General features: G+C 67.8%; 16 protein-coding genes, 1 tRNA gene and 1 pseudogene. 5 read left to right on the plus strand and 13 right to left on the minus strand.

Translation table 11 applies throughout. From position 1 onward, the window contains the following. Positions 1–25: 25 nt before the first annotated feature. On the minus strand, positions 26–1,279 hold the full coding sequence (locus ACE3QW_RS12585; protein WP_374251734.1) for a sarcosine oxidase subunit beta family protein: 1,254 nt from the start codon (positions 1,277–1,279) through the stop codon (positions 26–28). 115 nt (positions 1,280–1,394) lie between these two features. Here ACE3QW_RS12585 and ACE3QW_RS12590 point away from each other — a divergent pair, with 115 nt between their 5' ends. The 4 genes from ACE3QW_RS12590 to ACE3QW_RS12605 all read left to right on the plus strand — a co-directional run bounded on the left by ACE3QW_RS12590 (position 1,395) and on the right by ACE3QW_RS12605 (position 4,239). Next, on the plus strand, positions 1,395–2,357 hold the full coding sequence (locus ACE3QW_RS12590) for a LysR family transcriptional regulator (RefSeq protein WP_250168554.1): 963 nt from the start codon (positions 1,395–1,397) through the stop codon (positions 2,355–2,357). Between the two features lie 278 nt (positions 2,358–2,635). Further along, positions 2,636–2,983 (plus strand): cysteine rich repeat-containing protein, encoded by a 348-nt coding sequence (locus tag ACE3QW_RS12595; RefSeq protein ID WP_051460615.1) that lies wholly within the window; start codon positions 2,636–2,638, stop codon positions 2,981–2,983. Positions 2,984–3,027: 44 nt separating this feature from the next. Continuing rightward, complete coding sequence (locus ACE3QW_RS12600; RefSeq protein WP_029558049.1) at positions 3,028–3,639, plus strand: OmpA family protein; 612 nt, start codon at positions 3,028–3,030, stop codon at positions 3,637–3,639. Positions 3,640–3,798: 159 nt separating this feature from the next. Then, positions 3,799–4,239: a cupin domain-containing protein gene (locus ACE3QW_RS12605; protein WP_029558050.1), complete on the plus strand. Its 441-nt coding sequence runs from the start codon at positions 3,799–3,801 to the stop codon at positions 4,237–4,239. Between the two features lie 72 nt (positions 4,240–4,311). Here ACE3QW_RS12605 and glnT read toward each other — a convergent pair whose 3' ends face one another. From glnT to ACE3QW_RS12630, 5 genes are all read right to left on the minus strand, one after another. Beyond that, the gene (gene glnT, locus ACE3QW_RS12610) at positions 4,312–5,667 is read right to left on the minus strand and encodes a type III glutamate--ammonia ligase (protein ID WP_245272262.1); all 1,356 of its coding nucleotides are present in this window, start codon (positions 5,665–5,667) and stop codon (positions 4,312–4,314) included. Between the two features lie 79 nt (positions 5,668–5,746). Then, a complete protein-coding gene (locus tag ACE3QW_RS12615) occupies positions 5,747–7,084 on the minus strand; it encodes an FMN-binding glutamate synthase family protein (RefSeq protein WP_024279533.1) in 1,338 nt (445 codons plus the stop codon). 72 nt (positions 7,085–7,156) lie between these two features. Continuing rightward, the gene (locus tag ACE3QW_RS12620; protein WP_024279532.1) at positions 7,157–7,864 is read right to left on the minus strand and encodes a protein glxC; all 708 of its coding nucleotides are present in this window, start codon (positions 7,862–7,864) and stop codon (positions 7,157–7,159) included. Then, positions 7,861–8,760: a glutamine amidotransferase family protein gene (locus ACE3QW_RS12625; protein ID WP_374251735.1), complete on the minus strand. Its 900-nt coding sequence runs from the start codon at positions 8,758–8,760 to the stop codon at positions 7,861–7,863. The genes ACE3QW_RS12620 and ACE3QW_RS12625 overlap by 4 nt, the downstream gene beginning before the upstream one ends. Positions 8,761–8,907: 147 nt before the next feature. Beyond that, positions 8,908–9,564, minus strand: a complete 657-nt coding sequence (locus ACE3QW_RS12630) for an XRE family transcriptional regulator (RefSeq protein ID WP_029558051.1) — start codon at positions 9,562–9,564, stop codon at positions 8,908–8,910. A 406-nt stretch (positions 9,565–9,970) separates the two neighbouring features. On the opposite strand from ACE3QW_RS12630, the gene ACE3QW_RS12635 reads away from it, so the two are divergent. Next, a tRNA-Phe gene (locus ACE3QW_RS12635) sits at positions 9,971–10,046 on the plus strand. Positions 10,047–10,135: 89 nt separating this feature from the next. On the opposite strand, the gene ACE3QW_RS12640 is transcribed toward ACE3QW_RS12635, so the two are convergent. From ACE3QW_RS12640 to ACE3QW_RS12670, 7 genes and pseudogenes are all read right to left on the minus strand, one after another. Beyond that, positions 10,136–11,260 (minus strand): tyrosine-type recombinase/integrase, encoded by a 1,125-nt coding sequence (locus ACE3QW_RS12640; RefSeq protein ID WP_374251736.1) that lies wholly within the window; start codon positions 11,258–11,260, stop codon positions 10,136–10,138. Then, positions 11,257–11,508 (minus strand): AlpA family transcriptional regulator, encoded by a 252-nt coding sequence (locus ACE3QW_RS12645; RefSeq protein WP_029558053.1) that lies wholly within the window; start codon positions 11,506–11,508, stop codon positions 11,257–11,259. The genes ACE3QW_RS12640 and ACE3QW_RS12645 overlap by 4 nt, the downstream gene beginning before the upstream one ends. Continuing rightward, a complete protein-coding gene (locus ACE3QW_RS12650; RefSeq protein WP_374251737.1) occupies positions 11,495–11,710 on the minus strand; it encodes a hypothetical protein in 216 nt (71 codons plus the stop codon). The genes ACE3QW_RS12645 and ACE3QW_RS12650 overlap by 14 nt, the downstream gene beginning before the upstream one ends. 9 nt (positions 11,711–11,719) lie before the next feature. Beyond that, positions 11,720–12,145 (minus strand): single-stranded DNA-binding protein, encoded by a 426-nt coding sequence (gene ssb / locus ACE3QW_RS12655; RefSeq protein ID WP_374251738.1) that lies wholly within the window; start codon positions 12,143–12,145, stop codon positions 11,720–11,722. 3 nt (positions 12,146–12,148) lie between these two features. After that, a complete protein-coding gene (locus ACE3QW_RS12660) occupies positions 12,149–13,072 on the minus strand; it encodes an AAA family ATPase (RefSeq protein WP_374251739.1) in 924 nt (307 codons plus the stop codon). Further along, positions 13,069–13,971, minus strand: a complete 903-nt coding sequence (locus ACE3QW_RS12665; RefSeq protein ID WP_374251740.1) for a DUF2312 domain-containing protein — start codon at positions 13,969–13,971, stop codon at positions 13,069–13,071. Before ACE3QW_RS12665 ends, ACE3QW_RS12660 begins: the two co-directional genes overlap by 4 nt. 600 nt (positions 13,972–14,571) lie before the next feature. Next, positions 14,572–14,691: pseudogene (locus ACE3QW_RS12670) on the minus strand (IS5/IS1182 family transposase); the annotation flags it as partial.

Consider the following 14,691-nt stretch of genomic DNA (forward strand, 5'->3'; position numbering starts at 1 on the left):
GCGTGGGACGAGAACAGCGCGCCCATCAGTGCAAATTCGGCTGGGCGCCGACTCCCTTTTCGTCGATCACATGGCCGGTGCGGAAGCGGTCCAGGCGGAAGGCGGCGTTGAAGCGGTGCGCCTCTTCCTTGGCGATGGTCCAGGCGAAGCACCAGCCGGAGGCGGGCGTCGCCTTGAAGCCCCCGTAGTTCCACGCGGTGTTGAGGAACAGGCCGGGCAGGGGACCCACGTCGATGATGGGCGAGCCGTCCATGGACATGTCCACGAGGCCGCCCCACGAGCGCAGCATCCGCAGCCGCCCGATGAGCGGCATCAGCGCCATGCCGCCTTCTGCCACGTCCTCGACCACGGGGAGGTTGCCGCGCTGGGCGTAGGAATTGTAGCCGTCGATGTCGCCGCCGAAGACGAGGCCGCCCTTGTCCGACTGGCTGACGTAGAAATGCCCCATGCCGAAGGTGATGACGCCCGGCACCAGCGGCTTCAGCCCTTCCGAGACGAAAGCCTGCAGCACATGGCTCTCGATAGGCAGGCGCAGGCCGAGATGCTTGGTCAGCCGCGAGGTGGAGCCGGCCACCGCGAGGCCCACCTTGCCGGCGCGGATCGGGCCGCGATTGGTCTCCACACCCACCACCGCGTCACCCTCGCGGATGAAGCCGGTGACTTCGCAATTCTGCACGATGTCCACGCCCAGCCGGTCGGCGGCGCGGGCATAGCCCCACACCACGGCATCATGGCGCGCGGTGCCGGCGCGGGCCTGCATCAGCCCGCCCTTGATGGGGAAGCGGGAGTTGTCGAAATCGAGGAAGGGGCAGAGCGCCTTCACCTGTTCGCGGTCCAGCAGTTCGGAATCCGCGCCGGCGAGGCGCATGGCATTGCCGCGCCGGGCATAGGCGTCGCGCTGGCCGTCCGAGTGATAGAGGTTGATGATGCCGCGCTGGGAGACCATGGCGTTGTAGTTGAGGTCCTGCTCCAGGCCCTCCCACAACTTCATGGACCACTCGTAGAAGGGCTCGTTGCCGGGCAGCAGGTAGTTGGAGCGGATGATGGTGGTGTTGCGCCCCGCATTGCCGGAGCCGATATGCCCCTTCTCCAGCACCGCGATGTTGCGGATGCCGTGCTCCTTGGCGAGGTAATAGGCGGTCGCGAGGCCATGGCCGCCGCCGCCGACGATGATGACGTCATAGGACGGCTTGGGCACCGCATCGCGCCAGGCGGGCGTCCAGCCCTTCTGGCCGTTGAGCGCGTTGGCGATCAGGCTGAATACGGAATAGCGGGACATTGAACCCCTCGGGACCCTTGGGAACCCCTCGGCGCGGACGCCGATGCACCCCTTTGGAAAAGATATAGCCCCGCCGAAAACCACAGGTAATATAAATCCTGCTTATTCTGTGGGGATGACGGTGCGCGAGCTTCTGCCGTTCGATCTGAAGGCGCTGGAAATCTTCCTCGCCGTCTGCGAGGCCGGCGCCATGGCCGGCGCGGCGCGGCGGCTCGGGCTCACCCAGCCGGCGGTGTCGCAGGCGGTGGCGGAGCTGGAGACGCGCATGGGCGTCGCCCTGTTCGATCGCAGCGTGCGGCCTTTGGGGCTGACGGCCGCGGGCGGCGTGCTCAGGCAGAAGGCGAGCGCGCTCCTCTCCGAGGCCCGGCAGATCGTGCCGGCGCTGAAGGAGACCGAGCACGGCCGCCTGCCTTTGATCCGCGCCGGCCTCGTCGATTCCCTCTCCCGCGCCCTCTCCGCGCCGTTGGCCGGGCGGCTGTGCGCGGTGGCCGAGGAAGTGTCGCTGCTCGCCGGCCTCACGGCGGCCCACGCCAGCGCGCTGCTCTCCCGCCAGCTCGATCTGCTCGTGGGCGTGGACGAACTCGCCGACATCGAGGGGCTGGAGCGCTTCCCGCTTCTGACCGAGCCCTATGTGCTGCTGCTCCCCGCCGGCGAGACGGCGCCCGAGCGGGTGGAGGAGGTGGCGCGCCTCGCGCAGCGTCTGCCTCTGGTGCGCTTCTCCGCCCGCTCGCGCACGGGCATCGAGGTGGACAGGCACCTGAGGCGCCTCAAGCTCGATCTGCCGCGCCGGCTGGAGTTCGACACGCCCTTCGGCGTCTCGGCCATGGTGGCGGCGGGGGAGGGGTTCGCGGTGACGACGCCGCTCTGCATCTTCGAGGCGGGGCTGGATCGCGATCGGGTCCGTTACGCGCCGCTGCCGGGTCCCGCCTTCTCTCGCAGCCTGACGCTGATCGGCCGTCGGCAGGAACTCGGCCGCCTGCCACGGGAGGTGGCGGGCTTCTGCCGGCAGACCCTGGACGAGGCGGTTCTGCCCGTCCTGCGCGCCACCCTGCCATGGGTGGGCGACACGCTCGGATAGAAGGCGCGGCAACGCGTGGGACTGCTGAAGGCCAAGCTTCGTGGCAGCCAATTGCCAAGCTTTGAAAGTCGAGTTTTCGGCCTGACGTTAAGTTTGTACTGAAAAGTCAGATCCCGGAGGCACCACCGCCCGCTGTCGGCCGCGACCGTTTGATGATACCCCTACGTCGTGTCGGGGCATTCATTTGAAGACGGGGTGGGGCAACAATGCGGATCGGCGGAGTTCTATTTGCAGCGGTAATCCTGGCTGGGTCTGCCTCTGCGGCAGGCGCGCAGACCATGAGCTATGCGCAGGCCGGCGCCCTTCTGGCGCGCAGCTGCGGCGCGGACATCAACAAGTTCTGTTCGAATGTGAATCTGGGCGAGGGCAAGCTGCTCGCCTGCATGGATGGGAAGATCAATCAGGTCAGCGCCAAGTGCAAAGCCGACTATGCGACGGCGAAGGCCTCCATCGCCGAGCGGGATGCGGCGCAGGATTCCATCCAGGAAGTCTGCTCGGCGGATACGGCGCGCCTGTGCCCCGGCATGGTGCCCCAGGACGGCAACCTGCTCTCCTGCCTGCTCCAGGCGACGCGGGTGGTGAGCGACAAGTGCAACGCCGCGATCACCAACGCCGGCTACCGCTGAGCGTCCTCCTCACATCCTCGCACTCGAACGAAGGACGTTTCGCGATGACATCGCCTTTGACCCGCCTTGCACTGGCCGCGCTGCTCGCTGCCGCCGTGCCGGCGATCGCCCCCGCCTATGCCCAGACCGCCCTCTCCGATGGCCAGATCCTCCAGGGGCTGCAAGGCCTGAGCGAAAAGGCCCCGACCATCACCGCGCAGCAGCTGCGCTCCATGGTCCAGACCCACATGGCCCAGAATCCGGGCGAGCAGCTCAGCCGTCCCTCGCTGGCGCTGAAGCTCGACCAGCTGCCGCAGATCAACGTGCAGATCCAGTTCCGCCTCGGTTCGGCGATCATCGAGCCGTCGTCCTACGGCACGCTCGGTGCCATCGCCGATGCCATGCACAACCCGATCCTGCACGGCTACAAGTTCATCGTTACCGGCAACACCGATGTCACCGGCCCGCGTGAGGTGAACCTCAAGCTCAGCCAGGCCCGCGCCGACGCGGTGGTGAGCGCGCTGGTCAGCGTGTTCAACATCAATCCCACCCGCCTCGAGGCGGTGGGGCTCGGCGAGGAAGTGCTGCTCGATCCCAAGCGGCCGACCGATCCCATCAACCGGCGCGTCCAGATCTTCACCGTGGGCCGCCTCGCGCCTTACGTCGCCCAGCGCTGAAGCCCCGACGATCCTGCATGAAGAAGGCGCCGACCCCGGCCGGGGCGGCGCCTTTTTCGTTGCGTCCGGGCCGGTGGCGCAGCCTCTCGCCGCGGGCGGAAATCCCGTTATCCTGAGGAGCCTGCGCGGCGCGCGGGCCAATATTGGGAGGACAGGATCATGCTCGCTCGACGCCGGTTCATCTCCTGCGCCATCTGCTCGCTGGCGGGGTTCGCCGCGACGCAGGTCGGCGGCACGCAGGCCATGGCACAGGGACAGGCCGCACCCGCCGCGGCGCCCGCCGGAATCTCGCGCAAGGTGCTCGGCCGCACCGACATGCCGGGCGACAAGTATGTCGCCATCCTGATGGAGGCGGAGTTCGACGGCGGCCTCAAGGTGGCGCGTCACACCCATCCGGGCGTCGAGAGCACCTATCTCATGGCCGGGGGCGGCGTGCTCTCGGTGAAGGGCCAGCCCGACCGCACGCTGGCGCCGGGTGACGGCTTCCAGATTCCGCCCGAAGTGCCGCACGCCTTCCAGGTGGGGGGCGACAAGACGAAGCTCGCCATCACCTACATCGTCGAGAAGGACAAGCCGCTGGCGACGCCCGCGCCGGAGTGAGGTGCTCAAAAAAGGTGAGAGCCCGGCGCGGGGAATGCGCCGGGCTCCCGGGGACAACCGACAGAGCAGGGCTCAGATGTCGAGGGTGTTGTCCCTTTCCCATTGGGTGAGGTGACGGGAGAAGGCGTTCCATTCCACGGTCTTCAGCTTCAGGTAGCCGTCCACGAACGGCTTGCCGAGGCGATCCGTCAGCACCTTGGACTTCTCCAGCGCGCGCATGGCATCGAGCAGGTTGAGCGGCAGGCGCTTGGCGCCCTTCACCTTGTGCCCGTCGGTGTACATGTTGATGTCGAGGCGCTTGCCCGGATCGCGCTTGTTCTCGATGCCGTCGAGGCCGGCGGCCGCGAGGCCCGCCTGGAGCAGGTAGGGGTTGGCCGCGCCGTCGGCGAGGCGGAACTCGAACCGGCCCGCATCGGGAATGCGGATCATGTGGGTGCGGTTGTTGCCGGTGTAGGTGACCGTGTTCGGCGCCCAGGTGGCCCCGGAGATGGTGCGCGGGGCGTTGATGCGCTTGTAGGAATTCACCGTCGGGTTGGTGAGGGCGCACAGCGCGTCCGCATTGTGGATGAGGCCGCCGATGAAGTGGTAGCCCAGCTCGGAGACGCCCAGCTCGCCCTTGGGATCGGAGAAGGCGTTCTTGCCCTTCTGCCACATGGAGACATGGGCGTGGCAGCCCGAGCCGGTGAGGTTGATGAACGGCTTCGGCATGAAGGTCGCGCGCAGGCCGTGCTGCTCCGCGATCGACTTCACCATGTATTTGAAGAAGACATGGCGGTCGGCGGTGAGAAGCGCGTTGTCGTAGTTCCAGTTCATCTCGAACTGGCCGTTGGCGTCCTCATGGTCGTTCTGGTACGCGCCCCAGCCGAGCTTGAGCATGGCGTCGCAGATGTCCTTGATGACATCATAGCGGCGCATGAGGGCGGCCTGATCGTAGCAGGGCTTCTCGGCGGTGTCGGCGGTGTCCGAGATGGACTTGCCGTCCTGCGTGATGAGGAAGTATTCGCACTCGACGCCCGTCTTGATCTCGTAGCCGAGACGCGCGGCGGCGGCGAGCTGCTTCTTCAGCAGCGTGCGGGGCGCCTGCTCCACTTCCTTGCCGCCCATGTAGAGGTCGGCGGCGAGCCAGCCGATCTCTTCCTTCCAGGGCAGCTGGATGAGGCTGGTCGGGTCCGGCACGGCGAACAGGTCGGGATCGGCCGGCGACATGTCGAGCCAGGTGGCGAAGCCGGCGAAGCCGGCGCCTTCCTTCTGCATGGGGCCGATGGCGGAGGCGGGCACCAGCTTGGCGCGCAGGCCACCGAACAGGTCCACGTAGGAGATCAGGAAATACTTGATGCCGCGGTCCTTCGCGACCTTGGCGAGGTCGATCTGGGCAGCGGCGGAAGCGCGGCCTTCGGCCTCGCGGAGCGGCGTACGGAAGTGGTCCATGCGAAATTCCCCGGAATTTGGAAGCGGTATTCTTTGAAAAAAGCCGCGCCGGTCGAGCGGCGCGGCTTGAAGGTTCGGATCAGTATCCGCCGGTCCTGCCGGGCACCCAGGAGGTGCCGGCCAGGGGCACGCCGGCCATGGCGGCGGCCTCCACGGTCAGCGCCACGAGGTCTTCCGGCTCCAGATTGTGCAGGTGGCTCTTGCCGCAGGCGCGGGCAATGGTCTGCGCCTCCAGCGTCATCACCGAGAGATAGTTGGCGAGGCGGCGGCCGGCCTTCACCGGATCGAGCCGCTTGGACAGCTCGGGGTCCTGGGTGGTGATGCCGGCGGGGTCGCGGCCTTCGTGCCAGTCGTCATAGGCTCCGGCGGTGGTGCCGAGCGCCTGGTATTCGTCTTCCCACTGGGGATCGTTGTCGCCGAGCGCGACGAGGGCCGCCGTGCCGATGGCCACCGCGTCGGCGCCGAGGGCCAGCGCCTTGGCCACGTCCGCGCCGGTGCGGATGCCGCCGGAGACGATGAGCTGCACCTTGCGGTGCATGTCGAGGTCCTGGAGCGCCTGCACGGCCGGGCGGATGGCGGCGAGGATCGGGATGCCCACGTGCTCGATGAACACGTCCTGCGTCGCCGCGGTGCCGCCCTGCATGCCGTCGAGCACCACCACGTCGGCGCCCGCCTTCACCGCCAGCGCGGTGTCGTAATAGGGCCGCGAGGCGCCGACCTTCACATAGATCGGCTTCTCCCAGTCGGTGATCTCGCGCAGCTCCTCGATCTTGATCTCAAGGTCGTCCGGGCCGGTCCAGTCGGGATGGCGGCAGGCCGAGCGCTGGTCGATGCCCTTGGGCAGGGTGCGCATGGCGGCCACGCGATCGGAAATCTTCTGGCCGAGCAGCATGCCGCCGCCGCCGGGCTTGGCGCCCTGGCCGATGACGATCTCGATGGCGTCGGCCTTGCGCAGGTCCACCGGGTTCATGCCGTAGCGGGACGGCAGGTACTGGTAGACGAGGGTCTTGGACTGGCCGCGCTCCTCCGGCGTCATGCCGCCGTCGCCGGTGGTGGTTGAGGTGCCCACCGTGGAGGCGCCACGTCCCAGCGCTTCCTTCGCCTGCGCGGAGAGCGCACCGAAGCTCATGCCGGCGATGGTGACGGGGGTCTTCAGCGTGATCGGCTTCTTGGCGAAGCGGGTGCCGAGGGTGACCTCGGTGCCGCACTTCTCGCGATAGCCCTCCAGCGGGTAGCGCGACATGGAGGCGCCGAGGAACAGCAGATCGTCGAAGTGGGGCAGCTTGCGCTTGGTGCCGGCGCCACGGATGTCATAGATGCCGGTCGCCGCGGCCCGGCGGATCTCGGCCAGTGTCGCCGGATCGAAGGTGGCGGAGAAGCGCGGCGGGGTGCGCGGCGTGTTGTTGTGGGCGGTCATGGGGTCCTCACCCGGAAAAGTTCAACTGCGGTCGGTGCGTCCCGCCCGTGGCGGGCGCGACGGCGGCGCGCGTCAGTAGGCGGACGCGTTGTCCACGTGGAAGTTGTAGAGCTGGCGGGCGGAGCCGTAGCGCTTGAACTCCGAGACATCGACCGCGCCTTCAAGGCCGGCGGCCTTCAGCTTCTGGGCCAAGAGCGCCTTGTGCTCGTCCCGCATCTCCTTCTCGATGCAGTCCGCGCCCAGGCTCTTCACCGTGCCGCGAACGAAGAGCTTGGCCTCGTAGAGGCTGTCGCCCAGCGCCTCGCCGGCATCGCCCAGCACCACGAGGGAGCCGGACTGCCCCATGAACGCGCTCATGTGGCCGATGGAGCCCTTCACGACGATGTCCACGCCCTTCATGGAGATGCCGCAGCGGGCGGAGGCATTGCCATCCACCACGAGCATGCCGCCATGGGCGGTGGCGCCGGCCGACTGGCTGGCATCGCCGCGCACATGCACGAAGCCGCTCATCATGTTCTCGGCGACGCCCTGACCGGCATTGCCGTGGATGATGACGGAGGCTTCCGCATTCATGCCGGCGCAGTAGTAGCCGACATTGCCCTCGATCTCGACGGTGAGGGGCATGGCCAGCCCCACAGCCACCGCGTGGCGGCCGTTGGGGTTCAGCACCCGCCAGCGGCGGGCGTTGGATTCAGCGGTGGCCTTGTGAAGGGCCTCGTTCAGCTCGCGCAGCGGCGTGGTGGCGAGGTCGAAGGTCACGTCCGGCGCAATTGCGTTCACTGTGCGCGCTCCCAGAAATACACGGTGGCGGGCTCGGGCTCGAAGACCTTGGCCTTGGCGATGCCGGGCAGGTCGACGAGCGCGCGGTATTCCGAGCCGAAGGCGACATACTGGTCGGTCTCGGCCATCACGGCGGGCTTGCAGGCGATGGGATCACGCAGCACGCCGAAGCCGCTCTCGGTGCCCACCACGAAGGTGAAGAAGCCGTCGAGGTCCTTCAGGCCCGCTTCCAGCGCCTGCCCGAGGGAGGCGCCTTCCCGCATCCGCCAGGTGAGATAGCCGGCGGCCACCTCGCTGTCGTTCTCGGTCTCGATGGCGATGCCCTCGCGCTTCAGCTGCCGGCGCAGGGCGTTGTGGTTGGACAGCGAGCCGTTGTGCACGAGGCACTGGTCGGCGCCGGTGGAGAAGGGATGCGCACCGGCTGTGGTCACGGCGCTCTCGGTGGCCATGCGGGTATGGCCGATGCCGTGGGTGCCGCGCATCTGCGCGAGGCCGAAGGTCTGCGCCACGGAGGAGGGCAGGCCGACCTCCTTGAAGATTTCCATGCGGGAGCCGGTGCCCACCACCGCCACCTCGGGATGGCGCTCGGCGAGGAAGGCGCGCACGGCGGCCTCACGCACCTGCGGGATTTCCACCACCGCATGGGTGCCGTGGAGGACGAGGGCGGGCATGCCGTTCGCCGGGCCGGACAGGCCGGCGGCGAGGTCCTCGAAATCATAGCCCCGGGCGGCGCGCAGGGAGAGCTTCACACTGTCCTTGCCGCCGGCGCCGTAGACCGCGAAGCCCGCGCTGTCGGGGCCGCGATCAGTCATGACGCAGAGCATGGACGCGAGCATGGCACCCAGCTCGCCTTCGAGCTTCGGGTCCTTGAGGAAAAGTCCGACGATGCCGCACATGGCGTTCGATTTTACTCCATTGCGGGCCGCCGCTGCGGCCTTGTCACAAGGAGTACGCCCGTTAGGCGAGGGCGTCAATCGGAAGAGAATATAATTTTCTCTGGAGGAAAACTTCGCTGATCGTCAGGGTGAGAAGGGCGCGCCGGCTCAGTGCCGGTCGCGGCCGTAGACGATGATGGACAGGTAGGTCATGGGCGCCTTGATGAGGTCTTCCGGGCCATGGGCGGCACCGGAATCGAACATCAACGCATCGCCGGCGCGCAGGTGATAGGTGCGGTCCGCGTGGCGGTAGAGCACCTCACCGGAGAGCATGTAGATGAACTCCACGCCCGCATGGCGGAAGCCCGTGTAGGGCGCCGCCTCTTCGGTGAGGGTGATGAGGTAGGGCTCCACCACGATGTCGCCGCCGAGGCCGTGGCCCAGCAGTTCGTACTGATGGCCGACCTTGGTGCCGCGCCGCTCGATGATGACGCCCTGCTGCGCCTTCACGAAGGAGCAGTCGCGCCGCTCCTCGAAGGCGGAGAACAGCGTGGTGAGCGGCACGTTGAGCGCCTTGGAGATGGATTGCAGCGTGGCGAGGGAGGGGGAGATCTGCCCGTTCTCGATCTTCGACAGCATGCCCACCGAGATGCCGGCCGCGCCCGCGAGGTCGGAAACCGTCAGGTCCAGCTCGCGGCGGATGGAGCGCACCTGCACGCCCAGAGCCTCCTCCAGCGTGACCGCCTCCGCTGCGGGGGCGCTGGACCCGGTGACATAGTCGGCAGTCTCCTGGTCGACGCTCTTCGGCTCGGCGACGCTCTTCATCTTGCGCTCGGGCACACCATCCCCCGTCGTTCCCGCATATCCGCCCCAGCCGTGATGCTGCGTCCGGGCGGTGATTTGCCGGCCATTGTGCCAGCTTCCGCGCAAGAATGCATCGCACCGTTGGCGACTCGCGCGATGGCACGCAGGTGGAGAAATGAGGCTGTCTGCAACCCGCGCAGGACGGCGGGCGCCCGTCCCGCGATCGCGTGCGTGTCCGGTGACAGGGGGGCGGAAACGCTTGTCCCGAAACGCATCGAGGCGATCACCGCCCTGGCTTGTCCACAGCTCCCACGCGCCGCCCTACAGACTGCATGCCGGCTCTGGACACGACCCGATTTCCTCCCTATACACTCGCCGCTCCGAAGGGGTTGACGCCCCTCCGGACCCGGGCCCCGGCCCGGCGGATGCCCAGGTAGCTCAGTTGGTAGAGCATGCGACTGAAAATCGCAGTGTCGGTGGTTCGATTCCGCCCCTGGGCACCATCACTTTCCTAAGCCCCTGAAATCATTGAGATTTTCGCTTTATCTTTCCCACTGGATACGGTGGGCAAGGCAGAGTGGGAAAGATTTGTTCACTTTTTGGTCGGCGCCACGAGGTGCATGGCGTCGCCGGCGAGGCGCTTGCGGTTCGCCTTCCTGGTGTAGCGGGCCGCCTGCTTGGGGCTCTCCCATCCATAGATCGCCATGAGCTGATGCTCGGTCGCGCCGTTCTCGGCGGCGATCGTGGCGCCGGCCTTGCGCAGGCCATGGGCCGAGCACTGCGGCAAGCCGGCTTCGTCGCATCGATCGCGAAACCAGTTGCCGAAGCCGGCGTCGCTGAAGGGCGCCCCGAACTCCGTCACGAGGAAGGTCATGTGGCTGCCGGGCGTGGCGTCTATGACCGCCTGGAGCTGCGGCAGCACGGGGATCTCCCGCTCTTTCACGAGGTGGCGGCGGCCCTTCACCTCCGTGAAGCGCAGCCATCCGTTCCGGATCATCTGGCGGCCGAGCTGGACCACATCGGAGCGTCGCACGCCGGTGTAGAGGAGAAGCGCGAGCGCGAGGCGGGCCTTGGAGCCGAGGGGGTGCCGCGCCTCATATTGCTCGATCTCGTCCACGCTCCACGTGTGCCAGCCGTTCCCCGCCGCCGTGAAATAGGGCACGTCGCGGGCGAGGTTGACCGTGATGCCGGGGAGTTCATCGGCGATCGCCCAATTGAACACCTTCCGAAGCACCTTGATTCGGCTGTTGCCGGCTTCCGGAGCGGCGAGCTTGCGATCGCGCAGCACGCGGATCGCCTTGACCGAGAGTCGATCAAGGGGAAAGTCCGCATAGAAGGTCTTGGCGCCGGGCTCGGTCGGCTCCTCGAACATGCTTTCCAGAATGAGCTTGCGGACATGGCGGGTGCGCGCGCTGTCGCGCTTGTGGTCCGCGCTCTCGGCCATGAACCGAATGCACATCCAACGGAACGTGCCGGGCTTCGGGGTGCGGTCGCGGGCCTTGTCTTCCGTCTCCTCCGGCTCGGCGGGGACGGGGGAGAAGGCGCGCGCGATCGCCTCATCATAGGCCTTGCGGAATTCCGGGGTGCCGGGGCGCTCGCGGATGCGGATCTTCTTGTGACCCTTGCCGCGCCACACATAGATCCGCACGTTGCCGTGGCGGTCCATGTCCTCATAGACGTATTGCAGCCGGTCCAGCATGGGTGCGCCGCTCGTCATACCGCCACCCGTGCCCACGGATCGTCGCGGTTTTCCTCTTGTGCGCCATCGGGCAACGCATCGAACGCAGCGTCAAGCTTCCTGCGATCCCACACCGTGCGGCTGTTGATCCTCTTCGCCGGCGGCATGCGGCCATCCTTCACCAGCTGATCGAAGGTGCCGGCGGACACGCCGATATAGGCCGCAGCCTCGGTGCGGGAGAGACCGCGCGGGGGCAGGCTGATGGGAAGGATGTCATGCCGCGCCATCGCGAGCCCTCCCTTGGTCGTCCGCCGCCATACCGGCGATCAGCGGCCATGCAGCCTTCAGATCTTCCACCAAGTTTCCGGCGGCCTCGGCGACCTCGCAAAGCGCCTCGATGCGGGTGAGCAGCAGCATCCGCGCGGCGCTGGTCTCGCCGGCGGCCTCATATTCGGTGACGATGCCGAGGGCACGATCAAAGGGTGTCATGGGCGCGCCTCAGCCGAACGGGATTTCATCGTCGGGACCGGCCGGCGCGGCGCCGTAGCTGCCTTCGTCGGGGGCGGGCGCGCGCTCGGTGGTATCTAGGAGGGTCAGCTCGCCACGGAAGGGCTTGAGCACCACCTCGGTCACATAGCGCGTGACGCCGGCCCTGTCGGTCCATGCGCGGGTGGCGTTCTTGCCCTCGACGTAGACCTTCGAGCCCTTCTTCAAGAACTTCTCGGCCGCGTCCACCAAGCGCTCGTTATAGATCACCACCTGGTGCCACTCGGTTTCTTCCCGGCGCTCGCCGGTGGCCTTGTCGCGCCAGCTCTCGGATGTGGCGACGGAGAAGCTGGCGATGCGCGCGCCCGCCTGCGTCTTGGCGATCCTCGGGTCTTTGCCGAGGTAGCCAACGATGATGACTTTGTTGACGCCTGCCATCGGTCAGGCCCTCCCCTTGGGTTGGCGGGCCGGCGGCCACGGGATCTTGCGGATTTGGCCGGCGTGCGCGCCGAAGGCCTTCCAGAGCGGCGGTTGCTGCAGGTCGGGGTGCGGCGCGACGGCGGACGTGATGGCGCGGAACACCACGGCCACGTCATCGATATTGAGGCCGAGGCGCGGGTGCAGCACCAGCGCTCGCTTCAGGCCTTCCATGAGCTGGCGCAGCAGTGCCGGGGAGGCGCCCTGTGTCAGGTCGGTGAGGATGTCGAGGCCGTCCTCGCCGAAGTCGAAAGGCGCCGCATAGCGGTTCAGGATGGCGAAGCGCTCCTCGCCGTCCGGCAAGTCCACGGAGATCTGCATGCCGAACCGCCGCCACAAGGCGGGGTCGAGCTGATCCTTGCGGTTGGTCGCCGCGATCGCCATGCCGCGAAAGGCTTCCACCCGCGTGAGCAGGGTGGTGAGCACCATGTTCCGCTCGCGCCCGGCCGAACTGTCGTCGGACAAGCGCGTGCTCCCGATGGAATCGATCTCGTCCAGCAAGAGCACGCAGCCATGCTCGGCCTCGGCGAGCCCATCGAAAAGCTCGCCGATATTGTTGGAGCTGCCGCCGAACTGAGGGGTCATCAGCCGCTCGGCCTGGACCGTTACCAGCGTCAGCCCAAGGCGGGCCGCGAGGTGGTGGGCAAGAGTCGTCTTTCCCGTGCCGGGCGGCCCGTAGAGCAGCGCCGTCGCGCGGGGCTTGAGGCCTACGCTCTCCAGCTCGGCCCGGGCGCGCAGCTCGGTCAGCCACTCATAGATGGCGAGCCTCGGCCCGGCGGCGAGGATGGGCTCCTCGGCCTGGTGGGGCAGGAGGATGGTGCCGAACTTCTGGACCTTGTCGAGGCCCTTGGTGAGGTCCGGCTTGCGGGTGCGGGCGGGCTCGCTCACGGCTGGCCCTCCCCGTCGCCCTTGCGGCCCTTCGCGGGTGCCTTCGCGCCGCGCTTGGTCGCTCCCTTCGGCGCGCTCTTGGCGGCAGCCTTCTCGGCGGCGGTGTCCGCCTGCCTGCGCTTGGTGCGCTTCACCAGATCGTCGAGCCGCTTTGCGGCGTCACCTTCCGGCTGAGGTGCGGGATCGGCAAGCGGGGCTGCCCACGGCGCATCCGGCGCGGGTTCCTCGAAGGTGCCCGAATGGTCATCCGGGTCCGCCGGGGCGGCGGGGTCTTGCGGGTCGCCAAAGGGTAGGGGGTCTTGGTCGGGATCCACGGCGCTCTCGGGTGCGGCGGACGGCTCGGCCGTCGCGCCGCCGTCGCGCTTGTCGTCTCCCTTCGCGCCCTTCTTGGACTTGCGGCGCCACGCCTCGGGAATGTCCATGCCGTCCGAGCCGGAGGCGGCGCAGAAGCCTTCATCCCACGCGGCGCGGCGCGGATCGCCCGCCGTATAGGGATTGTCGATGATGCGCACGCCGGCGCGGAACGCCTCGCCGCCTTCCTCGCGTGCTTCCTCGGCGGTGCGCATCACCTCCTGCGCGTGGGCAGGCGGCGCGGGCACCGGTTCGGCGTTGGGCTCTTCCTTCATGAGCCGCTCGCGGGCGGCGTCGCCCAGCGGCGTGCCGTCGAGGAGGCCGCAGGCGGCCTCATAGATCTCGGTGAGTTCCTTCTCCAGCCTGCGTTCGGCAGGGGTCAGGCGACGCAAAGCGATCATCTTTGTGATCATCTTCACGTCGAAGCCGGCGGATTTTGCCTCTGCCTTCACATCCTTGATGTCGTCGGCGATGGACCTCTTCTCTTCCTCCAGCCGCTCGATGCGCTCGATGTAGGAGAGGAGGCGCGCGTTGTTCACGGCACTCATGCGACGCTCCGGAGAGTAGCGGGGAGGTGGATGCGCAGCTCTTCGACAAAGGCTTCCTCGACCTTCGGCCACGGCTGCGGGCGGATGCGGGTGCCGACGGGGCGGCAGGGCACCGGAGCGGGTTGCGACGGGCACGGCCCCACGTCGCGCCATTCGGTGGCGAAGGCCCTGAGGTCCGCCTGGTGCACGGCCTCCGCCACGTCTGCCGGGGGCGGCCATTGCAGCCCGGCGGCTTCGTGGATAGCTGCATATCCGCCCGCGAGACGAGGGCGGCGAGCGCCTCGCCCCCGCCGAGCGCGCGCAGCGCCCCTTTGAAGGGCGAGGAGATGTCCGCGAGATAGGCCTCGTGCGCGTCGTGCAGCAGGCCATAGGCGCGCTGGCCCGGCGGCAGCTGCGCCGCCACGAACAGGGAGTGTTGCGCGACGGAATAGAAGGGGCCTGTCGCCCCCACGAAACGGCAGATCTTGGCGAGGTGCGAGGCGATGTCGCGGAAATGCACATCGCTGGGGCGCGGATCGAGAAGGTACCACCGCCGGCCCGACGCAGTGGTGATGAAGATGTCGGCGGCGTGGCGCATGCGCTAGGCTCAGGACTCATTGATCAGAGCCAGAAGATGACGACAGCTGCGATGCAGATGGCAGAGAAGAAGGTGTGAGCGCAACGGTCGTAGCGTGTGGCGATGCGGCGCCAGTCCTTGAGCTTGGCGAACAGGTTCTCGAC

The organism is Xanthobacter sp., from assembly GCF_041911315.1.
Lineage (GTDB): Bacteria > Pseudomonadota > Alphaproteobacteria > Rhizobiales > Xanthobacteraceae > Xanthobacter > Xanthobacter aminoxidans.